The organism is Streptomyces sp. V4I8 (genome assembly GCF_041261225.1).
Classification (GTDB): domain Bacteria; phylum Actinomycetota; class Actinomycetes; order Streptomycetales; family Streptomycetaceae; genus Streptomyces.
In genome coordinates, this window is record NZ_JBGCCN010000001.1 from 4,999,881 (window position 1) to 5,025,415 (window position 25,535).

Consider the following 25,535-nt stretch of genomic DNA (forward strand, 5'->3'; position numbering starts at 1 on the left):
AGTCGTATGACGACTCATCCGGGCCGTACGACGACTACGGCGTGACCTTCTCGATCGTCACCCCGCCAACACCCGCGGTCGTCCCGCGCGTGTTCACCAGCCGCACCTCACCGAAGAGCTGCCGGCCCTCGGGCACCGCCCGCGCGACCGTGACGTCCGCCGCCACCTTCGCCGAGTCGCCCGTGCCGAGCTTCACCGGCGCCGACTCGTCGACCTTGACCGAGCCGAGCGCGGAGGAGAAGAACGCGTCCCGGTAGTCGTACGCGGTCGAGCCGGACGGCACCTCGAAGCCGATCACCTCGACGGTGTAGGTACCGGCAGCCGGGGCGGCGATGGAGACGGACTCCTCGGAGTCGCCGTCCGCGGACTGGCCGACGAGGTTGCCCTCGGCGTCGTACACGTTCAGGTCGAGGTCGGAGGCCAGGTCGGAGACCTTGCCGATGGCGACGTCCAACGACGTGGTGCCCTCGGGCACCTCGATGGTGCTGGTCTGCGTCGCACCGTCGGCGATGGTCGGCCGCGCGGTCTTCGACGAGCCGAGCGCGCCGCCCTTGAGGTTGCCCTCCACGGCCTCCAGCTTGTTGGTCACCGTCCAGGAGGCGGCGACCGGCGTGCCGACCTTCGCCTCCGGCACGGTCACGGCCGCCGGGTCGAAGGACGCGCCGTACACGGTGGCGTTCAGCTTGTACGGGTTGTCCAGCAGCGTCGACGTACGGCGGGCATCGACCTCGATCTCCCAGACGCCGGGCAGCGGGTCCGCGTAGGAGGCGATGTCCGTCGTGCTCACGTCGTTGTCGGCGACCGGGGTGCCGTACGGGCTGATGGCGCTGAACAGCGTCCGGCTGCCCTCCTTCAGCCCGCCGAGCGTGACCTGGAGCGACTTCGTGCCCTCGGGGACGGTGACGAAGTACGACTTGAAGTTGTTGCGCTGCACCGAGCCCGAGGCGGTGAAGGTGTGCTGGACCGGCGTGGAGACCACGACGGTGGTGAGGATCTGCTTGTCGACGCCCACCGTCCTCGGGTCGTCGGCCTGAAGGATCGCGCTCTTGATGCCCGCGTGCTTCGGCGCGGCCTGGACCTTGACGGTCACCGGCTTGTTCAGCGGCAGGGCGACCAGCTTCGGGCCGACGATCGAGAAGGTGCGGGCCTTGTTGTTCGCCAGGCGCAGGGTGTGCGGGAGCGAGCCGGCGGGGCCGGTCGTACGCGTGATGGTGACGTCGTACGTCTTCTTCTGCCCGGCCTTGAGGCCACCCTCGCGGTCGTAGAGGCCGGTGCCGAAGCCCGGCGTCTTCAGCGCCTGGTCGAGCGCGGTGTCGACCGGGGCCTTGACCGCGTAGTCGTGCGCGGTGGCGCCCGCCTTGACCGCCTTCCAGGCGTCGATGACGTCGATGAGACCGGCACCCTCCTCGTACGCCTGAAGACCCTCGATGTGCCGGGCGGTCGAAGTCAGCGCCGTGCGCAGCTTCTCGGGCGTCAGCTTGATGCCCTGCTGCTTTGCGGCGCTCAGCAGCAGCGCGCTCGCGCCCGCCGTCTGCGGGGCCGCCATCGACGTGCCGTTGTACATGGCGTAGCCGGGCGGCAGCTTCCAGCCCGCCTCGGCGATCGGCGCGCCGGGCATCCAGGCCGGGATGGTGCTGACCGCGGAGCCGGGGGCCACGACGGTCGGGGTGAAGCCGCCGTCCTCACGCGGGCCGCGCGAGGAGAAGTTGAACAGCTGGTAGTCGTTCTCCACGCCGGTGCCGTAGTTGGCGGCGAAGGTCTCCTTGGAGACGCCGGCGCCGACCGAGATGACCTTGTCGGCCAGGCCCGGGTCACCGATGGTGTTGGCGCCGGGGCCGGAGTTGCCGGCCGAGATGACGAGCTGGACGCCGTAGGTGTCGATCAGGCGGGTGTACAGCTCGGCGCCGGCGTTGTTGCCGTCGTTCAGGGGCGGCAGACCGCCGATGGACATGTTGACGACGTCGACGCCACGGTTGACGACGAGGTCGATCATGCCCTCGGTGAGCGCGACGTTGGAGCAGCCGGGGCCGAAGAGGCAGGCCCGCGAGGAGACGATCTTCGCGCCGGGGGCCTCGCCGTTCATCTTGCCGCCGAACATGCCGTTGGCGGCGGTGATGCCGGCCACGTGGCTGCCGTGGGCGCCGGCGGTGAGGCCGATGTTGACGAAGTCGGCCTTCTTGCCGACCCAGTCGCCGCCCAGCGGATCCATCGGGACGTCCTTGCGGATCTCCACGACGAAGTCCTGGCTCTCGGGGATGTCCGTGGCCGGGTCGTCCGTGCCGAAGTGGCCGACCTGGTTGCCGTCCTTGTACGGCTTCATCGGCGTGTCGTCGGTGAAGTCGCCGTTGTCGTTGACGTCGACGGTGACCGTCCCGGCGGCCGGGTCGTACAGCACACCCCAGTCGTCGGTGGTGTCGCCGTCGCGGTTGACGTCACCGTCGGCGTCGCCGTCCGTGACCTTGCCCTGGTTGGTGACGGCCTCACGGAAGGTGCTGATCAGGTACGCCCCCTCGGGCGCCTTCCAGCTCGTGCCGCCGTAAGTGAAGGCGGGACCGGTCACGGAGGTGGTCATCGCCCGCCAGGTGCCGTCGCCGTCGACGATCGGGTCGGTGGCGGTCACCCAGTCGACGATCTTGCGCTCACCGGTCGTGGTCTTCTGCAGCGCGGGGCTGGCGAGGTCGACACCGGTGTCGAGGACACCGATGGTGACCCCACGCCCGTCCGCCTTCGGGTTCTTCTTCACGAAGTCGACGGCGCCCGTCTCGAAGGACGGGTTGTACGGGTTCTTCGCGGCGGTGTCCTTGCCGGGCCCGGGGTAAGTGGCCGCGGAGGCGCCCGACTTGCCGCTGTCGAGGCTCGGCTCCTCCAGGGGTATCTCGTCCCGCAGGTCGATGGCCTGCACGGAGGAGAGCTTGGCGGCGGTCGAGATGGCCGAGTCCGCCTTGCCGGTCGGCACGGTGGCCCGGACATAGCCGAGCTTGTCGTACGTACGGCCGACCGAGCCGCCCTTGATCGCGTCCAGCTCCTGGGCGACCTTCTCGGTCTGCCCGGGCGCCGTGGCGATCATCATCGTGACGGTCTTGTCGCGCTGTGCCTTGGCCTCCGCGAGGAGGTCGGCGTCGTCCGAACCGAGCTTGTCGTGGGCGGACTTGACGCCGGGGTCGGCCGCGGCCGGGGCGCCGTCCGCGGCGAGGGCGAGGGGTATGGGCCCGGCCGCGGACAGCGCGGCGACGAGGCCCGCGGCCACGGCGATACGGGCGACGCGTCGCGCGCCCGGTATCGGGGCCGGGTGGGGGGTGGGGGGCATGGTGATCCCTGGTGCTGAAGGAATGAAGGCATCGGCGGCCTGACCGAGCACCTTCGACCGCCGCGGTCCGGAATGTGATCCCGGATGATCGCCCAGCTTTCCTCAAGGGACCGATTTCTATTGATAGTTCATGGCGGGGAGATCAGGGACTGACGCAAACTCGCCATACGCCAGCGGGTATTTATCAGGCCAGGCTGTGACATTCCTATGGGCGCCCCGTGCGCGTGTCGCGGGCTCCGCCCGGCACCCCGTGCCGCCGTTCCGCAGATGCGTTGCCGGCTCCGCCGGCTTTCACAAGGGGCAGATTCCTTCACCACGTGCACGCAGGCAGCCGACGCCCTGGACCGCCGGAGGAACCCCGCACTGCTGTGGCGGCAGGTGCTCCGACGGGCGGTGACGCGGTGACACGGGGGTACCCGGACAGCCGATGAGACCGGGCAGGTCATGGCCGCGCGACCACGGACGAGCGCCCACCGGCCTGCCGCGAACGCCGACCGAGGACAGGTGAGCACCGATGACAGCACAGGGCTCCCACCGAACGGACAGTGGAGCGACGGAACCGGTGAGCGAACTGGTCCAGCGTGCGTCGCAGCAGTTGTCACAGCTGGTCCGCGACGAGATGCGCCTGGCGCAGGCGGAGATGACCGAAAAGGGCAAGCGGTTCGGCAAGGGCGGTGGCCTGTTCGGCGGCGCCGGCCTGATGGGCGTCCTCACTCTGCAGGCACTGGTGGCCACCGTGATCGCCGCGCTGTCGCTCGCCATGGACGTGTGGGTGGCGGCTCTGATCGTCACCGGCGTCCTGGCCGCCGTCACCTCCCTGATGGCCGCTCTGGGCAAGCAGCAGATCAGCAGGGCATCCCCGCCCACGCCCGAGCAGACCATGGACAGCGTCAGGTCCGATGTGGCCGAGATCAAGGAGAAGGCACAGCGATGACCCCGCACAAGCCGCACAAGCCGCACAAGCCGCACCAGGGCGCTGAGGCAGCACCTCCCGAGGAACTACGGGAGCAGGTCGAGGCGACCCGGGAGGAACTCGGCGAGACCGTCGAGGCACTCGCCGCGAAGACCGACGTCAGGACCCGCGCCCACGAGAGGACTACGGCCGTCAAACACCAGGTCGCCGAGAAGACCACACAGGTCAGGACCCAACTGCGGGACAAGGCCACGCACGCGGCACACGTGGTGCAGGACAGGACCCCGGAGCCGGTGCGTGAGAGGGCGGACCAGGGCATGCGGACGGCCCGCGCCAACCGCACCCCGCTGCTCGCCGCCGCCGGCGCCGGCGCACTCGTCGCGCTGCTGTTCGTCCGCCGCTTCAGGAGGCACCGATGAAAGCCTCGAAGGTCGCTTACAAGCCGGTCGGCATGGCCATGGGCGCTGTCAGCGGCGTCGTGGCCGGCACGGTGTTCAAGCAGGTCTGGAAGAAGCTCGGGCACGAGGAGGACGCCCCCGACGCCACCGACGAGCACCGCACCTGGCGTGAGGTGTTGTCGGCCGCCGTCCTGCAGGGCGCGATCTTCGCCGGCGTCAAAGCAGCCGTCGACCGCGGCGGCGCCACCGCCACCCGCCGCCTGACAGGCACCTGGCCCGGCTGACCTGACATCGAGATCCGCCCCCACACGGCCGGCCGGAGGCCGGTGACGGCTTCCTCTCACGACGGCCCCGAATGACGCGACACCGTGCGGGCAGGCGGTGGACATGACTTCTGCTGACCGGCGCCCCCGGACCGGTGTCCTTTCAGAGGGTCACATCTCCGCAGCGAGCGCGGCGGAGGAACTGCTGGCCCTCAGGGAGGAAAACCGCCAACTCAAAGAGGGCATGCTGAGCCGAGCCCGCATCGACCAGGCCATGGGCGTCCTCGTCGCCCTCGCGGGCATCAGCCCCGACCACGCCTGGGACCTGCTTCGCGAGGTGTCGATGACCACGAACAACAAACTGCGGAATGTGGCCGAAGCCCTCGTCCACTGGCCCGTCGGCGGGGCACTGCCTGACGACGTACGCGAGGCTCTCGACGCCGCTGTCGCCAAGCACCGCCGGCCCGTCCCCGGCCCCGAAACGAAGCAGCGCCCGACCCGACCGAAGCCGAATCAGGCGCTGCGTAGCAGGTCAGAGGGCGCATCCCCCGCCCGCCACCGGTAGGCCCTGTGGGACTCGAACCCACAACCAATGGATTAAAAGTCCTGGCCAAAGCGTGCTGGGTGATTCCGGACGGTTTTCCGGTGTCCGGAACCACCTGGTCAGGACACATTCGCCGTTAGGAAGGCAATTGCCGGTGCCGGTGTGGTTCTCGGCGGCGTCGCCGCCCTGCTCGCCATGCAGGCTCCGGCCCAGGCCGCGGCGCCGTCGGTGACCGCCTCCGCCACCCAGGCGGCCGAGCAGAAGACCGACGTGAAGCAGCCGAAGTGGGTCGGCTCCGTGGCCAGGGCCGCGGTCGTCCATGGCAGGGCGCTGGCCGGCACGCAGGCCATCCGCAGCCAGGTCGGCAACGTAGTCCGGATCGCGAGCCTCGGTTCCGCCCCGGCGGACACCACCAGCAAGGGCGCGCCGTCCGTCGAAGAGGTCTTCGACAAGTGACGAGTCATCTCGTGATCAGGAGGGTGGTGCTGCTCGGCGGCGCCGCCCTCCTGGGCCTTCACTTCGCTCTCACCTCCTTCTCCCAAGCCCCCGCCACCCCGTTGAAGGTCCAGCACTTCGACAAGGTGAAGGGCTACCTGAACCCCTACTTCGTGCAGAACTGGATGCTCTTCGCGCCGGATCCGCTCGCCGACGACCGTGGCGTGCTGGCCCGGGCCCAGTGCCGGGACGGGAGCGTCACCGGCTACCACGACGTCACCACCACCTACGTGCGCAAGGCACAGGAGAGCAGGTTCTTCCCCTCCCGCATGTCGCGGCTGGTCTCCGCGCCGATGCAGTCCATCAACGCGACCGACCCGCTGCTCGACCGGCTGCGGGAGAAGCACAAGGACGACATCGCGAAGGACCAGAAGGACGGTAAGGGCAAGGTCCGCCTGATGCCGGAGGAGCAGAAGGCGCAGGACAACGCGGTCCGCTTCCTTTCCCGTTACTCACTGACCCAGATGCCCGACGCCTGCGGCAGTGATCCCCAGCGGATCCAGGTACGCATGTACGTGCGCGAACTGCCGCCCTGGTCGAAGCGCAACGCCCCGGCGAAGGCCGGCGAGGACAAGGTGCAGGTGCAGGACTTCGACTGGCTGAAGGTGGGCGATCTGCGGTGATCACCTCACTTCGCGCGCGGCTGCGCGCCCGGGCAAGCCGTTTCCTGGCCTCGCTCGACCGGCTCGGCTCCACGTCGTTCGCCGTCCTGGGAGTCTCCGGCACGCGGGTCCTGCTCGGCTTCGTCGGCTTCATGTTCTACGCCTCGCAGTACGCCGACCGGCACTATCTCTTCGGCCCCTCGGGCGTGGAGTCCTGGAGCCGTTTCCTTACCGTCCTGGACGAGACGGGCACCTTCAGCCTCTACGCAGTCAGCACCTCGACGGCCTGGTTCGAGCTGGTCTTCCACCTCGGCATGCTGCTGGCGCTCGCGGTCACGCTGGGCGTTGGAGGGAGGCCGGTGCTCGCCCTGCACTGGGTGTTCCTGTGGTCGGTGTACCAGCGGGACCAGTTCCTGCTCGACGGCGGCGACAACCTGGCGTATCTCGTCATCCCCATGCTGATGCTCACCCGCTGCTACGACCGGCTCTCCCTGACGAGCGGCCTGGCCGGGCGGGTCAAGGACCGGCTGCCCGCCGGCCTGCGCGCCGCGCAGACCCCGCTGCACAACCTGGGCGTGCTCGCCATCGCGGCGCAGATCTGCCTCGTGTACGTCACCAGCGGCCTCTACAAGGTGCAGGGCAAACTGTGGCAGGACGGCACGGCGCTCTTCTACATCATGCGCATCCCCGAATTCGAACTCCCGGGATTCTCGCGGCTGGTGTACGAGAACGACCTGCTGGTGATCGGCGGCACGTACGCCACCACCCTGTTCCTGGTCTACTTCCCGCTGGGCGTGCTCGTGCCGAAGCTACGCCCCTGGGCGGCCGTGGCGTCGATCGGCTTCCACCTGTCGATCGCCTTCTTCATGGGGCTCACCGGGTTCGCCCTCACGATGGTGGCCTGCGACCTGATCTTCCTGAGCCGGCCGCTCGCCGCGGGTATCCGACTGGCGGGCCGTGTCCGCGACCGCGTCGCGGCGTCCATACGGGAACGGGCCGGATGGCCGGAACAGTCCGCCGTCACCGCGACGCGGACGGCCTCCGCCGAGAATGCAGGCTGATCGTCCGGGCGGACGGGGCACAGGCGGCCGGGCCGCCCGTCCGGACGGGACGTACGACACGAACGGGAGTCAACTGTGGCGATGGTCGGACTGTTCTGGATCACCGCGGACGCGGTGTACGTGGGTGCCCCGCCCGGCACCGAAGGCCGCGGAGTCCGGCTGACCGAGAAGGGCGTGGAGGCCGGCGCGGCCGGTGGCCACCGGGTGTGGACGTGGGAGGAACTGCGCTCCGCGACCGTCGAGGGCGCCCCGGTGCGCAGCGCTTCCCGTCGGCGGCTGGCGCTGGCCGTGGAGATCGTGCTCACGGCGGCACTGGGCGGCACCGGCGAACCACCGGAGATGTTGCTGCAGCTCGAAACCGCCTCCGGTACCGAGGAGTTGGCCGTCCACGCGGCCGCCGCCGGTGCGTACGACAAGGAGGAGTTCGCCCTCTCCCAAGATCTGCTCGCCCGGTTCGTCGACGGCGGCGCGTCTCCCCGGACGCTCACGGCGTGGGGCAGGGTCGCCGGCGATACGACCCCGAAGTCGTCCGAGCGTCAGGCGCTGCTGCGGAAGTGGACCGGCGGATGAGGCAGTTCCTGCGCCCCGCCCCGCTATGCGCGATCTCCGGCACCGGCCCCGTACGGGCCGAGCACGGCCACGACCCGGACGCGTACGTGGAGATCGGCTCCGTCACCAAGGCGCTCACCGGAACCCTGCTCGCACGGCTGGCCGGCGCCGGGCGGCTCGACCCCGACGACCGGCTGACCGTATGGCTTCCGGCCGTTCCCGCCGGATCGGAGATCACGCTGCGGCAGTTGGCGGACCACACGTCGGGCCTGCCCCGCTTGCACCCGCAACCGTCGTCGACCGACCCCCGCGACCCGTACGCGACCCTCGACTCCGAGGAGCTCGACAGGATCCTGCGGCGGCTCGACACGATCGCCGCGCGGAAGCCGGGCACGGGCGAGGAGTACTCCAACCTCGGCTACGCCGTCCTCGGCGCCGCCCTGGAGGCGGCCGGCAGCGGCACGTACGAGGAACTGCTGCGCACGTACGTGCTCGCGCCGCTCGGCGTCGACGAGGTCACCGCCGGCCCGCCCGCCGACCGGACGCTGACCGCACGCGGCCTGTTCGGGCGACCCCGCGCCCCCTGGACCATGACCGGACCGATCCTGCCCGCGGGCGGCCTGTGGGCCACCCCCCGGGCCATGACCAGGCTGGTGAACGGCCTGCTGGTGGACCGTGCACTGGGCGAACCCGCGGTGTCCTGGCAGAGCGCGGGCGAGCTGCGCTGGCACAACGGAGCGACACGCGACGCGTCCGTCTTCGCCGGGGCCTTCCCCGGCACCACCGCCTGGACAGTCGTGCACCGGCTCGGCGGCCGGCCCGACCGGACGGACCGGGTCGGGCTGAAGCTGCTCGCCGAGGCGAAGAAGGCCCCGCAGGGCGGAAATCCCGAGAGGCCGGCAACCAGATGACGGGCTTCGACGTCGCTGTCGTCGGCAGCGGCCCCAACGGACTCGCCGCCGCGGTCACCATGGCCCGCGCCGGTCTGCGCGTTGAGATCCGCGAACGTGCCGACGACATCGGCGGCGGGCTGCGCACCGCCCCACTGTTCGACAGCGAGGTCGTGCACGACATCTGCGCCGCGGTGCACCCCATGGCCCCCGCCTCGCAGTTCTTCCGCGAGTTCGGCCTCGCCGCCCGCGGAGTGGAACTCCTCCACCCCCCGATCGCCTACGCCCAGCCCCTCGACGGGCGGACCGCCGCACTGGCGCACCGCGACCTCGCAGCCACCTGTGCCGGACTCGGCGCCGACGGCGCCCGGTGGCGCAGGCTCATGGAGCCGCTGGTCGCGCACAGCACAGGTGTCGTCGACTTCATGCTGTCCGGGCAGCGGTCCTGGCCCGACGACCTCGCCGCCCCGGCTCTGCTGGCGTCGCGCGTACTGCGTCACGGGAGGCCCTTCCACGGGTTCGCGACCGAGGAGGCGGCCGCGCTGCTCACCGGCGTGGCCGCGCACGCGGTCGGGCGACTGCCCAGCCTCGCCTCCGGCGCGACAGCTCTGCTGCTCGGGCACATCGCCCACAGCACGGGGTGGCCCCTGCCGAAGGGCGGCAGCGCCGTCATCGCCCGCGCACTCGCCGACGACCTGGTGGCGCACGGCGGCCGCATCCGCACCGGAGCGCCCGTCGCCGACGTGCGGGAGCTGCAGGGCGCACGGGCCGTCCTGCTGGACGTGGCGCCGAAGGGGTTCCTCGCCCTCGCCGGGGACAGGCTGCCGACCCGCTACGCAAAGGCCCTGGCACGCTTCCGATACGGCCCCGGCGCGGCGAAGGCGGACTTCCTGGTCTCCGCGCCGATCCCCTGGCGCGACCCCGAGGTCGGCCGCGCGGGCACGGTTCACCTCGGTGGCAACCGCGCCACGATGCTGCGGCAGGAGACCCTCGCGGCGCGCGGTGTCCCGACCGCCGAACCGTTTGTCATGCTCGTCGATCCCGCCGTCACCGACCCCCGACGGGAGGTGCGGGGCAGGCGGCCGGTCTGGGCGTACGCGCACGTGCCCAACGGCGACACGCGTGATCCGCTGCCGATGATCCGGGCCGCGATCGAGCGCCACGCTCCCGGCTTCACGGAAACGGTCCTGGCCGAACGGGCCGTCACCGCCGCGGGCTTCGAGGCGTACAACCCGAACTACGTGGGCGGCGACATCCTGGCGGGCGCCATCACGCTCACCCAGTCGCTGCTGCGTCCCGTGCCACAGTTCGACCCCTACCGGACTCCGCTGCGCGGGGTGTACCTGTGCTCGGCGTCCACACTGCCCGGACCCGGCGTGCACGGCATGTCCGGCTACTGGGCCGCGCGTTCCGCCCTGCGGCGCGAGTTCGGCATCCGTACGGCTCCGGTTCTCGGCCCCGCGTCATGAGCGGCGGGAACGCCGGCCCCGAGGCGGAGATCCGTGTCGTGCGCCTGGCTGCGGACTCGCCCGCCGCTGCCCTGACGGTGATCCGCCTGCTGGCCCTGCTGCCACCGGAATGGCCCTGCTCCACACGGGTGTCGGCGGACCGGATCACGCTGCTGGTCGGGGCCGGTCCGGATGCGGCGCGCGCGGCCGTGGCCGGGGCACTGCGGGACCGCGCGCTGCGCGGCTGGTACCTCCCCGACACACACGGGTGGTGAGTGGTCAGATCCAGCCGCGCTCGCGAGCCAGGAGAGCGGCCTGCGGGCGCCCTGCCGCGCCGAGCAGCTGCATCAGGTCGGCCACGTGGCGCCGGTAGGTACGGACGGAGATGCCGAGTTCCCGGGCACCGATCTCGTCCTTGCTGACCCGGCACATCGATTCCAGGACGCGCTGTTCCAGCTCGGTCGGCTGGTCGCGGCCGTCGCCGTCCTCGTCGTGCGGCGGAAGGGGCTCCGCCTCGCTCCAGATCTTCTCGAACAGGGCGAGCACATTGGCGACGAGACCGTCCTCACGGACGAGCAGTGCACCGCGCGCGGTGTCGTCGGGGTCCACGGGCACCAGGGCGATGCCGCGGTCGTAGACGAGGATGCGCTCGGTGACGGTCTGCGCGACCCGGATCTGCGCGCCCTGCGAGGCGAGTTCACGCAGGTAGCCGGCGCTGGGCGGATGGTCGAGCGCCGTGCGCGGCACGACGCTGCGGATCCGCACGCCGCGCCGCAGGCAGCGCTGGTCGAGGGGACGGGCGTGGGCGATGTTCTCGGGTGTCAGCTCGACGTACGGCTCGGCCGAGAGGATCTCCTCGCGCGCGAAGAAGGCCAGGTCGTCGATCCGGGCGCGGATGCGTTCGACGTCCGCCAGCCGCTCGACGCGCGGAGCGGAAGCGGCCTCCCGGGGCTGCTCCTGGCGCAGCTCGGCGACCAGGTGCCGGGCCTGCGTGACCCGGGCAAGCTCCCTGTGGAGCTCCCGCAGACACAGGTCGGTGAGGCGCTCCACTGTGGTCTCCGGGTCCGCGGCCGCGAGCACGCCCCGTCCGGTGCGGTTCAGCACCCCCAGCGCGCACAGGCGGCGCACGCTCGCGTCCACCTCGCACCCATCCAGTCCCAGCAGTGTGTGGATCTCATCGTCAGAGGTGTCCGGATTCCTCAGGAAGTGCCGGTACACGGCCTCTTCAGGGGCGGAGAGCCCCAGCCCGGACATGTCTGATCCCATTGCGTCGCCCCCGTTCGTACGCCGCCCCGACCGACCCTGCGCACGCCGGACAGGATGGTCGGTCCCGCCCCGGCGCGAGGCCGTTCCGTGATCTGGAGTCTAACCCGCACAAATGCCAGGCGAGTTCGGCGCCGGGTGGGCCGACCTGGGCCTCTGCACCGGCGACGCCGCCTCGTGCGCGATACGGCGATGGGGTCGAGGCGGGCTTCCGGGGCGGGGCAGCACTGGTCCCAGAAGTCGCGGTGGCCCTGGGGGCGCAGGGCGTAGCCGACGGCGAACTCCTGGTAGGAGTCGGTGTCGAAGGTGGTGTCGGTGGCTGGGTAGAACAGCAGCTGGTGGGTGAAGTCGACGCCTCCTCGGCGAGCAGGGTGAGGCCGCAAGCGATGGTGGCGTGGGTCAGCGGTGACCTCGCACAGCGTCGAGGACTTACGCAACAAGCAACGGCGGCGCCAGCAACAACTGGACCAGTCACCGAGGGCCCGCCTGCCACTCCTCCACCTGCCTGATCAGGGATCCATGAGGCGACGCAGCCAGGTCCACGGGACGTCCCATTCCGCCTGTCGGTCATCGCCGCGATGATGTCTGGTCATGAGGGAACTTGTAGTCACCCTGGTGGCTGCGGTGTTCGGATTGGCCGGCACAGTCGTCGGTGCAGCGCTCTCGGCACGGGCCGCGAAGAAGGGAGCCCTGCTCAGTGCACAAGCCACCTTGCAACAAGTTCGCGATCAAGCCACAGCCGATCAAGCCCACTGGCTTCGGCAACAGCGGTTTCAGGCATACGAAGGTTTCCTAGCAACCTGGGACGAGTGCCTTCGCCTCATCGACTCCGTGGGTCTACCGGGAGACGCCGGATCGTCGGACGGCAACCCGCTTAAGGAAGCAGCTGGCCGCATGACAGAGCGTGCTCGGAGGATCGACATCTTAGGACCGGCTGAGGTGGCCCGGGCGGCGGAAGAGCTTGCCGACAGCATTCGGCGGGACGTCGACATAGCCACGAAGCTGAAGGAACTCACAATGTCAACGGTTCCGGAGGCGACCGAACGCATGACCACCGAGACAGCGCCAGCGATGGCAGCCGCTAGGGAGGCCATGCAGGAGGCTTCGAGGCAGATACAAGAGCTCGTGGCGGAGGCAAAGGAAAGCGGTCGACCGCTCCATGAAGACCCGCGGGCGGCAGAGATACCGGAGAGCGCCGAACGAGCCCAGGAACTCACGGACGCTGTAGTCGCTCGCGCGAATGCGGACAACGACGGTTTCTCCGTTTTCCTTGCCCAAGCGACTGTGATCGTCAATGAACTGAAGCGCAACCAGGAAGCCGCGCGGGTATTCGCGAACGCTTCACGACCGCCGCGCGGCACACACTCGCTTCCGCAGCTCCGCCCACTGCCCAGGAGCCGACGTCCGGAAGCGGTCTGGAATGAGTGCGGTCGCGCTCGTCGATCGGTGGACTGATGCTTTGGCCTTGCCAGGTGAGTCCCGCAACGTGCCTACGAGCGTGGTGGTGCCGTGCTACCGCGGATGACGAGCTGGGTGGGGACGACGACGTCGTGGTCGGTCTCTTCGCCGCGCAGGATCTCCAGGAGCATGCGTCCGGCCAGTTCCCCCTGCTCCCGGACCGGCTGGCGGACGGTGGTGAGGTCCGTCAGCTCGGCCACGGGATTCGTCGATGCCGATGACGGAGAGATCCTCGTGGATGCGCAGTCCGGCGCGGCGCAGCGTACGGATGGCGCCGAGGGCGCCTTCGTCGGAGTGGGCGTAGACGGCGGTGGCGGCACCCCCCTCGAGAACCGGGCGCCGTCGCGTTCGTCAGTCGTCCAGCTTGATGCGGAAGTCGACGATGGTGGTGTCGCCGCGGCGCACGATCGGGTGGGCGACCTCGACGACCCGGCCGGTGTCGGCGATGTGCCGCCGCGTGTACCGCAGCACCGGCACGCCGGACCCGATCCGAAGCGTCGCCACCTCCAACTCCGTTGGCATGCCCGCCTGGAACGACTCCGTGATCTCGGTGACGCGGATGCCGAGCGTGCCCAGCTGCGCCCGAGTGCCACCCGGCCACGGCTCGTTGATGGGGTCGGCGACCGGCGTACCGCCCACATCCGACCAGCGGACGTAGCTCGTACTCATCTGGGTGGGCTGGTCGTTGTCGTAGAACACGAAGTGCCGGGCAAGGAGGCGCTCGCCCACCTCGCACTCGAAGAGGCCGGCCATCTCGGTGTCCGCCTGGACCCGCTCGAAACGCTTGTCGAGCCGGTACTCGGACCAGGAGATGCCCTGATCCTTCGTGTACGGAGTGGACCGTACCCCTGGCGTCTGCCGGTACCGGTCGGCCGGCATCCGGTGGATCGCCGGACGCTTCCGGACGATCGTGCCCGCACGGGCCCGGGACTCCAGGAAGCCCTCACCGACGAGCAGCCGGATGGCGTTCCGCACGGTGATCTCTGAGACCTCATAGTGGGCGCACAGTTCCGGCAGCGTCGGGATGCGGTCGCCGGGCTCGAACTCGCCGCCTGGAGCGATACGTCGTCGCAGGTCGGCGGCAATGCGCAGGTACTCAGGCTGTGCCACAGCGATGCTCCCGACTCCACTGATCGCGTCAATCTGTATACGCATACTCTCCCGTCCCGCTTGACCAGCGGCAATCCCAGCGGCAATCTGAATACATAAAGCAAGTATCCGCATACAGATACCGTCTGTCTCCGGGGAACAGTCATGCCCGAGTCGGGTCATACATGGCGTAAGGCATTCAAAGGGGAGCCCATCGAGGCAGAGCACGTCCGCTTGTGGACCGCCCGCCGCGTGAACCACTCCGACGCTCCCCGGCTGGCAGATCGTCAACGGCCTGAGCCACCTCGCCGGACTCACCACCGACGAGTGCGGGCTGTGGGCGCAGTTAGGGACGAACCGATGACGTGGCGTCCGAAGCCTCCACCCGCCCCCACGCTGACCCGCGCGCAGTACGACGGCTGACATTGCTGCTGGTGCCACGCCGATCTGACCAACGGAGCGCGGTCCGCCGGCCGAGCTGAAGGTTCGAGCGGCGCCCACGACTTGAGCATCGAGGTGTACGAGCGCGGCCCTCGCTGCCCGAAGAGACCACGACGACCGAAGCGAACCCCGGAGCACGACCAGTCAGGAGGAACCCAGTGAGCACGTCGACTCAGCGCCGCACCACCGCCGCCTCGGCGACCCAGGACCAGAGGTCGCGGGCCGCCGGCCGCGCGGCCGGCTACTGCTGGTCGCGCAACCCGAACGGACCCGGACGCTGCACCTGGCCGCCGCACACGTTGGGCGGGCACAAGGACCACTACGCGCACACCGAGTGCTGGTAGCCCCCCCCCCCGTCACCGGTACGACGCCGATCGCGCCGGTGACGGGACGACCCCGCTCGCCCTCACACATCCCCCGGAGGGCGGGCGGCCCCACGGCCCCCGACCGGATTCCATCGTCCCGGTCGGCGGCCGCTTCATGTCTTGATCGTCTTGCTCTCGGGCCAGCAGCGGGCCAGCTAACGATCTTCAAGGGTCCGAAAACGCCATGAGCCCCAGTCCAGAGATGGTCTGAACTGGGGCTCCGTTGTAGGCCCTGTGGGACTCGAACCCACAACCAATGGATTAAAAGTCCACTGCTCTGCCAATTGAGCTAAGGGCCCAGGCGATGTTGCCTCCCCGAGCATAGCCGCACGTGGCCGAGTCTCCGATCCGGTATCGGGGTCACGGCCACGTCGGCGGTGGCGGAAGGCGGCGGAATGAGCCCTCTCGGGGTCCACGCACACCGGAGTGCTACGGATCCACCGGTTCTGGAGCCCCCGCGCGGGAGGCGTTCCGGGCGATCGTCCGCTCGTGGTCGGGGTTGAGGAACCAGTGCCGGGCCGAGGCCAGCCACCAGGTCGCGGCGAAGCCGAGGACGGCCAGGACGGCGACCGGGGCGTAGTTGAAGGTCTCCCAGGTCACCGGGGACACCTGGGGCAGCATGAACAGCACCGTGATCACGCCGACCCACACCACCGCCACCCCTCCCACGGCCCCCGACCAGCGGCCCAGGTGCCACGGCCCCCGCGCGAAGGCGTCGCCCTTGCGCAGCCGCAGCAGCGTCGGGATGACGTAGGCGATGTACAGGCCGATCACCGCGATCGAGGTCACCGCCGCGTACGCCGTGACGTTGATCAGATACGGCAGCCCGAGCACCAGCGCCCCGCCCGCCGCCAGCCACACCGCCGCGACGGGCGTACGCGTGCGCGGGCTGACCGTGTGCCAGACGTGGGAGAAGGGAAGCGCACCGTCCCGCGAAAAGGCGTAGATCATGCGGCTGTTGGCGGTCACGGACGCCATCCCGCAGAACAGCTGCGCCCCGATCACGACCAGCAGCAGAAGCTTGCCGGCGGTCGCGCCCAGCGCGTCGAGCAGAATCTGCGCGGGCGGCGCGCCCGTCGGGGAGGTCAGCGCACCCTCGTACGACCGGATCGCGAAGGTGAAGCCCAGCAGCAGCACGAAGCCCGCGATCCACGACGTCCAGATCGACCGCACGATGCCCTTCGGGCCCGCCGTCGACGCGTCGTGCGTCTCCTCCGTCATGTGCGCCGAGGCGTCGTAGCCGGTGAAGGTGTACTGGGCCATCAGCAGGCCCACCAGGACGACGTACACCCCGCTGCCCCAGCCCGTGTGGTTCACGAACTCGCCGAACACGAAGGACGCGGACCGGTGTTCGTCCGGTACGAAGGTCAGCGCGCCGACGATCACCGCGACGCCCACCACGTGCCACCACACGCTGATGCTGTTGAGCAGGGCCACGATCCGGACGCCGAAGGTGTTCAGCAGGCCGTGCAGGAGCAGGATGCCCGCGAAGAGCAGGATCGTCCGGCCAGGTGTCACCTCGAAGCCGAACTGGAGGTTCAGGTACGCGCCCAGGAAGGACGCGGCCCCGAAGTCGATGCCGGCCGTCACCGCGACCTGGCCCAGCACGTTGAACCAGCCCGTGAACCACGCCCAGGCGGCGGCCGTGCGGGGAGGCGCGAGCCGGTGCGCCCAGAAGTACAGACCGGCGGAGGTCGGGTACGCCGAGCAGATCTCGGCCATGGACAGGCCGACGAAGAGGGTCATCAGGCCTACGGCGACCCAGCCCCAGGTGATCACCGCCGGGCCGCCGGTGTTCATGCCGAACAGATAGAGGGTCAGGCAGCCCGACAGGACCGAGATGATCGTGAAGGAGACCGCGTAGTTGGAGAACGCCGACATGCGGCGGGCGAGAACCTGCGTGTAGCCGAGCTGGGCCAGCCGTTCCTCGTCGGAGAGTCTTCCGTCCGACGGCCCACTCGCTATGGCGTCATCTGTCATGTCCCCAGCGATTCCCTCGCCGGGGACGTGACATGCGTCACGGGATGGCTAAAAGATGCCCTTGTAGCCCTGCCAGCCACTCGCGATCTTCACCCGGGACCCGAACGACCCCTTGCCGTCACCGCTGTTGCGCCACACGTTGCCGCTGCCGTCCCGCGAGACGAGGTCCGCCTTGCCGTCTCCCGTGATGTCCCCGGCGCCGACGACGGCGTTGTAGCCCGTGCCCCAGCCCGAGAAGACCTTCACCCGGTCCTTCAACAACCCGTTGCCCAGGCCGTTGTAGCGCCACAGCGTCCCGGCCTTGTCGCGGGCGAGGACGTCCCCGTGACCGTCACCGTTCAGGTCCCCGGCACCCACGATCCTGGTGTAACCGGTCCAGGCCGAACGGATCTTCTTCCCCGCCGCCAGCGTCCCGTCGCTCTTCGCCGCGAACAGGTAGATGTCCCCGGTCGAGGCCTTCCGCGCCAGTAGATCGGCCCGCTCGTCGCCGGTCAGATCGCCGGGCGAGGTGAGCACGTCGTACGCGTTCCAGCCGGTGCCGAGCCTGGTGTACGCCGTCGAAGGCGTCGGTGCCAGCCCGCACTTGACCTTGTACCCGCGCAGCGAGCCGTCACTCATCCGCACCAGCACGTCATTGCACCGGTCGTTGTCGAGGTCCCCGAACGGCACCGCGACCGCCTTCGTCGACCAGCCGCTCCCCGAGACCTTCCCGGAGAACGTGCCCTTGCCGGTGCCCTGCTGGAAGGTCAGCGCGCCCGAGGCGTTGAGGGTGAGCAGGTCACCGACACCGTCCGGCAGGCCCGCCGCGCCGACGTGGTCGCGGTGGACCGCGTCGCCCCTCACCAGCCGGACGGTGCCGCGCGCCTGGAGCGGGGCGCCGACGCCGTCGGCCGGGGTGACGGTCAGGGTCCAGTCGTAGGAGCCGTTCGGCACGAAGGCGTCCCCGGTCCTCGTGGGGTCGTCGCCGTGCCAGCCGACGGTCAGCTCGCCGCGCGCCGCCGTTCCGTCCACACCGTCGGTGTAGACCTGGCCGGTCGCGCGGTTGCGGACGGTCAGGTCCCAGCCGGAGGACGGCTTGGACAGCAGCACCGTGGTGAGGGTGTCCGGCACGGTGTCGCTCGTGCGGGCCGTGACGGTCGGCGTGTTCTGCGCGGGACCCAGCAGGCGGAGCGGCTGCTGTGCGACCCCGGAGGGGACGAGGTGCACCCGCTCCTGGTCGTCCACGTAGGCCGCGTTCGCGCCGGCCTCGTCGACCGTCCAGCGCACGTCCCGCTGCGAGACCCCGGTGTCGGGCAGATCGCCGATGACCCGGCTCGCGGCCGTCCCGTCGGCGACCGTCGTGAGCGTCAGCTTCCCGGCCTGCCGGTCGTGCGTGACGACGAACCCGTCCCCGAGCTTGGCCTCACCCGTCGGCACGGCCACGGACCTCTTCGCCGTACGGTCGTAGACCCCGGCCGTGTCACCGCACGTCCAGTACACGTACCGCCCGAGCGCCTGGAGTTCGGTCGGCGCACAGCCCGAGGTGAGCGTCACCGTCTCGGTGGTCTTCTTCGTCGTCAGGTTGTACGCGGTGACCGTGCCGGGGACCGCACCCCCCGTCCACAGGGTGTCGCCGGAGAGGGCGGCGGGGCCCCGCGCGGCGTACGGCTCCGCCTGGTCACCGATCTTGTAGACGTATCTGTTGCTGGGCGTCGTGTAGAGGACGTACCGCCCCGACACGTCGAGGATGCGCCCGTCGATGGGCACGCTCCGCTCCCACAGTCCCGCGCCCGTGGGGCCGTTGACACGCAGGACGTCGGTCTCCGAGCCGTATGCCATCCAGGCGATCCGCCCGTCCGCCGTACCGAAGACCTGTGAGCAGGCCACATCGGTCACCGGGCAGCTGCCGATCACTCCGGCGGAGGTGGGCGTGAACTCGGAGCGCTCACCGAAGGCGGGGGCGCCGGTGGCGGCGACGGTCCGCAGATAGTCGTCGCGCTGCGTGCTGCCGCCGGTGTCGATGACGACCAGGCGGCCCTGCTCCAGCGAGATGCCCTGGATCGGGGCCGGCGGCTTGGGAAGCGCCTTGACCTGCGTGACGACCGGCTTGCCCGACGCGTCGGCGTGGATGCGCTGGATACCCCAGTCGTCGGCGGCGGTACCTCCGATGGCGAGGGCGGTGCCGTCCGACACGGCGGTGACCTCGCTGCGCGAGGCGGTGAGCAGGGTCACCTCGGCACCGCCCGCGATCGGCTTGGCGGTGATCTGGGTGCTGCCGGTGGGCTGGTGCACCAGCCAGTCGCCTACGACGGCCAGGTCGTCGACATAGTTGGCGCTGGGGCTTCCGGCGAGGCCCACCTCCACCGGGGCGGCCGCCAGGTCGGCGCGGGGCACCACCAGCACCTTGGTGTTCAACGCCTTGCTGTAGACGGCGACATGGTCCGGCGAGAGCTTGACGTAGCCGTAGGCGAGGGAGGGCAGCGGCTGGGTCCAGTTCTGCACACGGCCCGTGGCGCGGTCGACGGCGACCATGCGGGCGGCGCCGTCCAGCGTCGCGTTGAAGATCAGGCCCTTGGCGTCGGCGCCGCGCGGCTGCCCCAGCGTCATGCCCGCCGGCGCCCCGCCGACCTGCGTGTCGACGACGGTCCCGTCCTCGCGTACGTCCAGGAGGTGGACGACCCGCGTGGTCGTGCCGTCGGCGTTCGTGACGTTGGCGCCGGTGACGACCGTGGTGCCGTAGATCGTGAGCACGGTGTGGCCCGTGGGCAGTTGGAAGGTGCGGGTGGTGCCGTCCGCCGCGTTCCAGAAGTCGATCCGGCCGCCCGAAGCACGGTAGGCGAGCACATCGGTGCCGGTGCCCGACATGCTCGCCGAGCCGGTCGGTATCGGCGCCTCGAAGGCCCTGCCGTCGGCGTACCGCGTCCACAGCAGTCGGGAGCTGCCCTCCAGCCGGTGGAAGACGCCCTCGGCGCCGGCCCCGTTCGCACCGGTCATGGTGTCGGAGAAGTGGAGCGCCGCCGCCAGATTGGTGGTCCGCAAGGTCGACGGTACGACCGTCCCCTGCGGCACCTCCGCCGCCGACGCGCCCGGCAGCAGCGGGCTCAGCCCACCCGCGAGCGCGGCGGAGACGGCCACGGCGACGGCCGCGCGTCTCGCTCTCGAACGACGTACGAAGACATGGCGGGCCAAGGCGATCCTCCCCTGAACACGGGAGAGGGAACGGCGCACTGTTCTCAGATGCCCCCGGCCCCCCGGCCGTCACATCCCTCTCATAAGTCGGCTGATCTTACAGCTCTTTCACAGATGCGAGGAGAGCGGTTTCCGACCGAGCCCGCGCACGAGAAAGCGCCGGGCCCCCACCCGGTTGGGTGGGGGCCCGGCGCTCAGTGCCTTACCGGCGGACGTCAGCCGTTGCGCTTCCAGCGCGGCTTGTCGTCGCGGCGCCCGAAGGAGCCGGAGGTGCCGGAGGTGCCGCCACGGTGGTCGTCACGACGGCCGTAGGGACGCTCGTGGCCGCCGGAGCGGAAGCCCGGACGGTCGTCGCGGCGGTCGCGGTTGAAGGGACGGTCGCTGCCACGGTGCCCGCCGCGCTCGTCACGACGCTCGAAGGGACGCCCGGCCGGACGGTCGTCACGGCGGAAGCCACCCCGGTCGTCGCGGCGCTCGAAGGAACGGCCACCGCGGTCGTTGTCCCGGCGCTCGAAGGAACGCCCACCACGGTCGTCGCGGCGGTCGTCGCGACGGAAGCCGCCACGGTCGTTGTCCCGACGCTCGAACCCACGGTCGCCACGGTCACGGTTGAACCCACCGCGATCGTTGTCCCGGCGCTCGAAGGAACGCCCACCACGGTCATCGCGGCGGTCATCGCGGCGGTCGTCGCGGCGGTCGTCGCGACGGAAGCCGCCACGGTCGTTGTCCCGACGCTCGAACCCACGGTCGCCACGGTCACGGTTGAACCCACCGCGGTCGTTGTCCCGGCGCTCGAAGGAACGCCCACCACGGTCATCGCGGCGGTCGTCCCGGCGGAAGCCGCCACGGTCGTTGTCCCGACGCTCACGACGCTCGTACGCCGGAGCCTCCGCCTTGTCGACGTCCTGCGCCACCGGCTGCTCGGGCACGGCCACCTCGACGGCCTCGACCGCCGCCGCCTGCGCCTCGGCCACCGCGGCCTCCGGGTCCTCACCGCGCTCGCGCGCCGCGCGGGCGACGAGCCGGTCGGACTCCTCACGCAGCTCGACCGCACGCCGCTGCGCCCGCTCCAGCTGCTTGGTGAGCTGAGCCACCTCACGCTCGGCCTGCTGCGCGGCGTTGCCCGCGGACTCCGCCTGCACCTCGGTCATCGAACGGGCGCCGGTGATCTCGGCGACCTCCGGGTCGAACGCGGCACCGCCCTGGATGATGTGGCGCGAGGCGTCGACGCCCGCGTCCTCCATCAGCCGGAAGATCTGGCGGCGCTGGTGCGGGAGCGACAGGGAGACGACCGTGCCCGTGCGGCCGGCCCGCGCCGTACGGCCCGCACGGTGCAGGTAGTCCTTGTGGTCACCGGCCGGGTCCACGTTCAGGACGAGGTCGATGCCGTCGACGTGGATACCGCGGGCGGCGACGTCGGTGGCGACGAGCGCGTTGACGTAACCGTCCTTGAAGTCGGCCAGCGTCCGGGTGCGGGCACCCTGCGTCATGCCGCCGTGCAGCGCGTCGGCCTTCACACCGGCGTCGCGCAGCTGCTCGGCGATACGGTCGGCGCCCAGCTGGGTGCGGACGAAGATGATCGTCCGCCCCTTGCGGGACGCGATCGCCGCCGTCACCGGCGCCTTGTCCTTCGGCTTCACGATCAGGATGTGGTGCGACATGGTCGTCACCGCGCCCTGCGCCGCGTCCACCTCGTGGCTGACCGGCTCGTTCAGGTAGCGCGTGACCAGCGTCTTGATCTCGTTCTCCATCGTGGCGGAGAACAGCATCCGCTGGCCGCCGGCCGGGACCTGGTCGAGCAGCTCGGTGACCTCGGGCAGGAAGCCCAGGTCGGACATCTGGTCGGCCTCGTCGAGGACGGCGACCTCGACGTTGCCCAGGTCGCAGGCGCCGCGGTTGATGAGGTCGCGCAGTCGGCCCGGGGTGGCGACGAGGATGTCGACGCCGCGCTCCAGGGCGTAGATCTGGTTGCCCATCGACGTACCGCCGCAGACGACCTTCATCTTCAGGCCGACCTGGTCGCCGTAGGGCTGCAGCGCGTCCGCGACCTGCATCGCGAGCTCACGGGTCGGGGTGAGGATGATGGCGCGCGGCTTGTGCTTCTCGGTACGGCCGCCGGACAGACGGGCCAGCGTCGGCAGACCGAACGACAGGGTCTTGCCGGAGCCGGTGCGGCCACGGCCCAGGATGTCCTTGCCGGCCAGGGCGTCCGGGATGGTCGCGGCCTGGATCGGGAAGGGGACCGTCACGCCGTTCTGCGCGAGCTTGCGGACGACGCCCTCGGGGAGACCGAGGTCCGCGAAGGTCAACTCGGGTGCGTCCTCGACGGACGCGTTCTCCGCGTCCTCGGGCACGACGACGTGATCAGTACTGGAAATGGACATGCGTATGCGAAACCTTCCGGAGTCTCGTCGGCACGCGCCCGTCAACTCCGTGATTCGCAATACGACCGCCTCAATGCGGTCAGCCACGGCAAGGGAGAGTACGCGCCACACGGCGCGCTCTGCAGTGGCGCCGGGCAAATGGGATCAAACGATCTACCACCATACGCACCCCAAGCCCCCCAAGGCAAACCGACCGTCACCCGTGTAGGCAACGTCACTCGCCACCACCCCCTCGCCCCCGCCCGGCCTCACCTCACGCCGGTGACCCCGCAGCCGGCGCCGGCTCCCGCTGGGCCAGCTGCGGCCCCGTCTCCTCGTGCGCCGACGACGACGGCTCGGCCACCGTGGGCGTCGGCGCGGCGGACGTCGGCTGCTCGGTCGGCGTCGGCTCCGGATCCGGCGTCCGCGTGGGCGTCGGCTCGACAGTCCGCGTAGGCCCCGGCTTCTCAGTCGCCCCCGGCTTCACCGGCCCACCCCCCGCCGGCACGGAGGCGCTCACCGCGGCGGACGGCGAGGCGGAGGGAGACGCCGGCTCCGCGCCCTTGCCCTTGCCCTTCTTCCTGCCCTTCTTCACCTTCTCCCGCTTGGCGTCATCCGCGTGCGCCCCGTACCCGGACCCGCCACCGGAGACCGCCGACCCGCCGTCGGGTTCCTCACCGCCCCGCTGCCCCGCCGAGTGCGACGGCTTCGCGCTTCCGCCACCCCCGTCGTCACCCACACTCATACAGCCGGCGGCAGCGGCGACGGCCATCACCGTGGCGGCCAGACGGACAGGTACGTACAAGGGGCGCACGGGAGCCACCTCCAGGGGCGGACGAAGAAGTCAACCTGCCCAACTCCCGCCGCCCACAAGAGGACACGCGCCCCGCACAAGCCGCACACCACGCGGCACAGAGGCACGCTCACCCGTACCCGAGGGCATGCAACCGCGCATCGTCGATCCCGAAGTGATGCGCGATCTCATGCACCACCGTCACCTCGGTCTCCTCGACGACCTCCTCCCGCGACTCGCACATCCGCAGCGTCGGCCCCCGGTAGATCGTGATCCGATCCGGCAGCACCCCGGCGTACCACTCCCCGCGCTCGGTCAGCGGCGTCCCCTCGTACAACCCCAGCAGCTGGGGATCCTCCGCCGGTGGTTCGTCCTCGACGAACACCGCGACGTTGTCCATCAGCCGCGTCAACTCCGGCGGAATCCGGTCCAGCGCCTCGGCGACCAGTTCCTCGAACTCCTCGCGCGTCATCTCCAGCACAGGCCCATTGTCGGGCACCACACCGCCATAAGGAGCCGCCAACGGCCCCGCATATCCACTTCCGCCCCTGGGCATACGGGACCAATGGCCCGCGTCCCCGCCGCCGTCACCAAGGCCCTCGGTCACCTCCCCAGGGCCTCCCGCGCCCTCGCCCACCGCTACGCCACCCGCCGCCCGAGCCCCGCACCCGAACTCGTCACCCAGCCCCACCCCTGGACACGCGCCCTCGGCCTGGTCACCGTCGTCCTCATCGGCACCTGGCTCGGCCTGCTGATCGTCGGCAACGTACGCGTCCCGGTCGGCCCCATGAACACGACGATGACCCTGCGCCCCTCCGTCACCGGCGGCACGAAGATCAACGTCTCCCCCCTCGGCGCCCTCCAACTGGACAGCCACACCGCCCCCGTCCGCCTCGACGTCAACGTCGACCAGCTCGACCCCGTCCGCGCCCAGGCCCTCGTCGACCACCCCGAACGCCTCTCCGGCCTCCAGGACGAGGTCGCCCAGGACGTCACCCACGGCACCCGCGACCTCGCCGTACGCAGCTGCGTCGCCGTCGTCACCGGCGCCACGGCACTCGGCCTGGCGGTCTACCGCCGCCCCCGCCGAGCCCTCGCGGCCGGCGGCCTCGCCCTCACCCTCCTGGCGGCCTCGGGCGGCACGGCATACGCCACCTGGAACCCCGAATCCGTCCTGGAACCGAAGTTCTCGGGCCTGCTCTCCTCCGCCCCGTCCCTGGTCGGCAACGCGCGCAGCATCGTCACCGAATTCGACGTCTACCAAAAGGAGTTGGCCCGCCTGGTCACCAACGTGACCAAGCTCTACGACGCCACCTCCACGCTCCCCGCCTACGCGCCGGACCCCACCACCATCCGCGTCCTGCACGTCTCCGACATCCACCTCAACCCGGCGAGCTGGAAGATCATCGGCTCGCTCGTGGACCAGTACAAGGTCGACGTGATCGTCGACTCCGGCGACACCATGGACCACGGCACCGCCGCCGAGAACGGCTTCCTGGACCCCATCGAGGACCTCGGCGCCCCCTACGTCTGGGTCCGCGGCAACCACGACTCCCAGGTGACCCAGCGCTACCTGGAGAAGCTGAAGAACGTCCACGTCCTGGACGACGGCAAGGCACAGACCATCGCCGGCCTGCGCTTCGCCGGCATCGGCGACCCCCAGTTCACCCCCGACCGCTCCCAGATCCCCGGCGGCGACGCCGCGAACGAACTGGCGGGCGCCCGCCTCGCCACGGCCCTCCGCGACCAGAAGACCCCCGGCGCCCCCGTGGACGTGGCCATCGCCCACGAACCGGTGGCGGCCCGCCAGACCGACGGCGAGGTCCCGCTGGCCCTGGCCGGCCACATCCACCACCAGGAGATGGAACTCCTGCCCTACGGCACCCGCCTCCGCGTGGAGGGCTCGACCGGCGGCAGCGGCCTGCGCGCGATCGAGGGCAAACACCCCGACCCCATCCAGACCTCGATCCTCTACTTCGACCGCGACACCCGACGCCTCCAGGCCTGGGACGAGATCGAACTCGGCGGCCTGGGCCTGACGACGGCGGAGGTGAGGCGCCACCTGGTCGAAGAGAACCAGCCGGGCGGCCCCGCCCCCGACCCCACCGCCACGTCCCCCACCCCCACCCCGTAAACCGTTTTGGC

23 protein-coding genes and 1 tRNA gene are annotated in these 25,535 nt (G+C 70.5%); 14 read left to right on the forward strand and 10 right to left on the reverse strand.

Translation table 11 applies throughout. The features are described from left to right. Positions 1 to 34 precede the first annotated feature (34 nt). The gene (locus tag ABIE67_RS22585; protein WP_370260358.1) at positions 35 to 3,307 is read right to left on the reverse strand and encodes a S8 family serine peptidase; all 3,273 of its coding nucleotides are present in this window, start codon (positions 3,305 to 3,307) and stop codon (positions 35 to 37) included. A gap of 514 nt (positions 3,308 to 3,821) precedes the next feature. On the opposite strand from ABIE67_RS22585, the gene ABIE67_RS22590 reads away from it, so the two are divergent. The 11 genes from ABIE67_RS22590 (at position 3,822) to ABIE67_RS22640 (ending at position 10,745) form a co-directional block, all read left to right on the forward strand. Continuing rightward, positions 3,822 to 4,241, forward strand: a complete 420-nt coding sequence (locus ABIE67_RS22590; RefSeq protein WP_370260360.1) for a phage holin family protein — start codon at positions 3,822 to 3,824, stop codon at positions 4,239 to 4,241. Further along, positions 4,238 to 4,639 (forward strand): DUF3618 domain-containing protein, encoded by a 402-nt coding sequence (locus tag ABIE67_RS22595; protein WP_370260361.1) that lies wholly within the window; start codon positions 4,238 to 4,240, stop codon positions 4,637 to 4,639. The genes ABIE67_RS22590 and ABIE67_RS22595 overlap by 4 nt, the downstream gene beginning before the upstream one ends. Continuing rightward, entirely contained in the window at positions 4,636 to 4,902 is a 267-nt protein-coding gene (locus ABIE67_RS22600; RefSeq protein WP_370260362.1) for a DUF4235 domain-containing protein, read from the forward strand. Before ABIE67_RS22595 ends, ABIE67_RS22600 begins: the two co-directional genes overlap by 4 nt. A 103-nt stretch (positions 4,903 to 5,005) precedes the next feature. Continuing rightward, entirely contained in the window at positions 5,006 to 5,446 is a 441-nt protein-coding gene (locus ABIE67_RS22605) for an ANTAR domain-containing protein (RefSeq protein WP_370260363.1), read from the forward strand. A 141-nt stretch (positions 5,447 to 5,587) separates the two neighbouring features. Further along, positions 5,588 to 5,881, forward strand: coding sequence for a hypothetical protein (locus ABIE67_RS22610; RefSeq protein ID WP_370260364.1), 294 nt, complete (start codon positions 5,588 to 5,590; stop codon positions 5,879 to 5,881). Then, on the forward strand, positions 5,878 to 6,543 hold the full coding sequence (locus ABIE67_RS22615; RefSeq protein ID WP_370260366.1) for a DUF5819 family protein: 666 nt from the start codon (positions 5,878 to 5,880) through the stop codon (positions 6,541 to 6,543). Before ABIE67_RS22610 ends, ABIE67_RS22615 begins: the two co-directional genes overlap by 4 nt. Next, on the forward strand, positions 6,540 to 7,583 hold the full coding sequence (locus tag ABIE67_RS22620; protein ID WP_370260367.1) for an HTTM domain-containing protein: 1,044 nt from the start codon (positions 6,540 to 6,542) through the stop codon (positions 7,581 to 7,583). The genes ABIE67_RS22615 and ABIE67_RS22620 overlap by 4 nt, the downstream gene beginning before the upstream one ends. Positions 7,584 to 7,658: 75 nt before the next feature. Continuing rightward, positions 7,659 to 8,153, forward strand: coding sequence for a hypothetical protein (locus ABIE67_RS22625; RefSeq protein WP_370260368.1), 495 nt, complete (start codon positions 7,659 to 7,661; stop codon positions 8,151 to 8,153). Continuing rightward, complete coding sequence (locus tag ABIE67_RS22630; protein WP_370260369.1) at positions 8,150 to 9,043, forward strand: serine hydrolase domain-containing protein; 894 nt, start codon at positions 8,150 to 8,152, stop codon at positions 9,041 to 9,043. Before ABIE67_RS22625 ends, ABIE67_RS22630 begins: the two co-directional genes overlap by 4 nt. Next, on the forward strand, positions 9,040 to 10,491 hold the full coding sequence (locus ABIE67_RS22635; protein WP_370260370.1) for a phytoene desaturase family protein: 1,452 nt from the start codon (positions 9,040 to 9,042) through the stop codon (positions 10,489 to 10,491). The genes ABIE67_RS22630 and ABIE67_RS22635 overlap by 4 nt, the downstream gene beginning before the upstream one ends. Next, positions 10,488 to 10,745 carry a hypothetical protein gene (locus ABIE67_RS22640; protein ID WP_370260371.1) on the forward strand — a complete coding sequence of 86 codons (258 nt, stop codon included), beginning with the start codon at positions 10,488 to 10,490 and terminating at the stop codon, positions 10,743 to 10,745. The genes ABIE67_RS22635 and ABIE67_RS22640 overlap by 4 nt, the downstream gene beginning before the upstream one ends. A 4-nt stretch (positions 10,746 to 10,749) precedes the next feature. Here ABIE67_RS22640 and ABIE67_RS22645 read toward each other — a convergent pair whose 3' ends face one another. After that, positions 10,750 to 11,724: a helix-turn-helix transcriptional regulator gene (locus tag ABIE67_RS22645; protein ID WP_370260372.1), complete on the reverse strand. Its 975-nt coding sequence runs from the start codon at positions 11,722 to 11,724 to the stop codon at positions 10,750 to 10,752. A gap of 600 nt (positions 11,725 to 12,324) precedes the next feature. On the opposite strand from ABIE67_RS22645, the gene ABIE67_RS22650 reads away from it, so the two are divergent. Beyond that, complete coding sequence (locus ABIE67_RS22650) at positions 12,325 to 13,188, forward strand: hypothetical protein (RefSeq protein WP_370260374.1); 864 nt, start codon at positions 12,325 to 12,327, stop codon at positions 13,186 to 13,188. Positions 13,189 to 13,223: 35 nt separating this feature from the next. Here the strand turns inward: ABIE67_RS22650 and ABIE67_RS22655 are convergent, their stop codons facing one another. Then, entirely contained in the window at positions 13,224 to 13,391 is a 168-nt protein-coding gene (locus ABIE67_RS22655) for a substrate-binding domain-containing protein (protein WP_370260376.1), read from the reverse strand. A gap of 151 nt (positions 13,392 to 13,542) precedes the next feature. Continuing rightward, a complete protein-coding gene (locus ABIE67_RS22660) occupies positions 13,543 to 14,301 on the reverse strand; it encodes a GntR family transcriptional regulator (RefSeq protein WP_370260377.1) in 759 nt (252 codons plus the stop codon). Positions 14,302 to 14,879: 578 nt separating this feature from the next. Here ABIE67_RS22660 and ABIE67_RS22665 point away from each other — a divergent pair. Further along, entirely contained in the window at positions 14,880 to 15,065 is a 186-nt protein-coding gene (locus ABIE67_RS22665) for a hypothetical protein (protein ID WP_370260378.1), read from the forward strand. Between the two features lie 247 nt (positions 15,066 to 15,312). On the opposite strand, the gene ABIE67_RS22670 is transcribed toward ABIE67_RS22665, so the two are convergent. The 6 genes from ABIE67_RS22670 to ABIE67_RS22695 form a co-directional block, all read right to left on the reverse strand. Further along, positions 15,313 to 15,385 (reverse strand) — tRNA-Lys (locus ABIE67_RS22670). Between the two features lie 130 nt (positions 15,386 to 15,515). Then, on the reverse strand, positions 15,516 to 17,066 hold the full coding sequence (locus tag ABIE67_RS22675) for an amino acid permease (RefSeq protein WP_370260379.1): 1,551 nt from the start codon (positions 17,064 to 17,066) through the stop codon (positions 15,516 to 15,518). Between the two features lie 48 nt (positions 17,067 to 17,114). Next, positions 17,115 to 20,234 (reverse strand): FG-GAP repeat domain-containing protein, encoded by a 3,120-nt coding sequence (locus ABIE67_RS22680; protein ID WP_370260380.1) that lies wholly within the window; start codon positions 20,232 to 20,234, stop codon positions 17,115 to 17,117. Between the two features lie 215 nt (positions 20,235 to 20,449). Continuing rightward, positions 20,450 to 22,618, reverse strand: a complete 2,169-nt coding sequence (locus ABIE67_RS22685; RefSeq protein ID WP_370260381.1) for a DEAD/DEAH box helicase — start codon at positions 22,616 to 22,618, stop codon at positions 20,450 to 20,452. A gap of 253 nt (positions 22,619 to 22,871) precedes the next feature. Continuing rightward, positions 22,872 to 23,411, reverse strand: coding sequence for a hypothetical protein (locus tag ABIE67_RS22690; protein ID WP_370260382.1), 540 nt, complete (start codon positions 23,409 to 23,411; stop codon positions 22,872 to 22,874). 109 nt (positions 23,412 to 23,520) lie between these two features. Continuing rightward, a complete protein-coding gene (locus tag ABIE67_RS22695; protein WP_030049721.1) occupies positions 23,521 to 23,871 on the reverse strand; it encodes a metallopeptidase family protein in 351 nt (116 codons plus the stop codon). Positions 23,872 to 23,955: 84 nt separating this feature from the next. Here ABIE67_RS22695 and ABIE67_RS22700 point away from each other — a divergent pair, with 84 nt between their 5' ends. Continuing rightward, positions 23,956 to 25,524 carry a metallophosphoesterase gene (locus ABIE67_RS22700; protein ID WP_370260384.1) on the forward strand — a complete coding sequence of 523 codons (1,569 nt, stop codon included), beginning with the start codon at positions 23,956 to 23,958 and terminating at the stop codon, positions 25,522 to 25,524. The last annotated feature ends 11 nt before the right edge of the window (positions 25,525 to 25,535 follow it).

What these genes read in the sequence shown, in the direction of transcription:
- ABIE67_RS22585 (WP_370260358.1), bottom strand. Translation starts at nt 3,307, where the DNA reads ATGCCCCCCACCCCCCACCCGGCCCCGATACCGGGCGCGCGACGCGTC.
- ABIE67_RS22590 (WP_370260360.1), top strand. Translation starts at nt 3,822, where the DNA reads ATGACAGCACAGGGCTCCCACCGAACGGACAGTGGAGCGACGGAACCG.
- ABIE67_RS22595 (WP_370260361.1), top strand. Translation starts at nt 4,238, where the DNA reads ATGACCCCGCACAAGCCGCACAAGCCGCACAAGCCGCACCAGGGCGCT.
- ABIE67_RS22600 (WP_370260362.1), top strand. Translation starts at nt 4,636, where the DNA reads ATGAAAGCCTCGAAGGTCGCTTACAAGCCGGTCGGCATGGCCATGGGC.
- ABIE67_RS22605 (WP_370260363.1), top strand. Translation starts at nt 5,006, where the DNA reads ATGACTTCTGCTGACCGGCGCCCCCGGACCGGTGTCCTTTCAGAGGGT.
- ABIE67_RS22630 (WP_370260369.1), top strand. Translation starts at nt 8,150, where the DNA reads ATGAGGCAGTTCCTGCGCCCCGCCCCGCTATGCGCGATCTCCGGCACC.
- ABIE67_RS22635 (WP_370260370.1), top strand. Translation starts at nt 9,040, where the DNA reads ATGACGGGCTTCGACGTCGCTGTCGTCGGCAGCGGCCCCAACGGACTC.
- ABIE67_RS22640 (WP_370260371.1), top strand. Translation starts at nt 10,488, where the DNA reads ATGAGCGGCGGGAACGCCGGCCCCGAGGCGGAGATCCGTGTCGTGCGC.
- ABIE67_RS22645 (WP_370260372.1), bottom strand. Translation starts at nt 11,724, where the DNA reads ATGTCCGGGCTGGGGCTCTCCGCCCCTGAAGAGGCCGTGTACCGGCAC.
- ABIE67_RS22650 (WP_370260374.1), top strand. Translation starts at nt 12,325, where the DNA reads ATGAGGGAACTTGTAGTCACCCTGGTGGCTGCGGTGTTCGGATTGGCC.
- ABIE67_RS22675 (WP_370260379.1), bottom strand. Translation starts at nt 17,066, where the DNA reads ATGACAGATGACGCCATAGCGAGTGGGCCGTCGGACGGAAGACTCTCC.
- ABIE67_RS22685 (WP_370260381.1), bottom strand. Translation starts at nt 22,618, where the DNA reads ATGTCCATTTCCAGTACTGATCACGTCGTCGTGCCCGAGGACGCGGAG.
- ABIE67_RS22700 (WP_370260384.1), top strand. Translation starts at nt 23,956, where the DNA reads ATGGCCCGCGTCCCCGCCGCCGTCACCAAGGCCCTCGGTCACCTCCCC.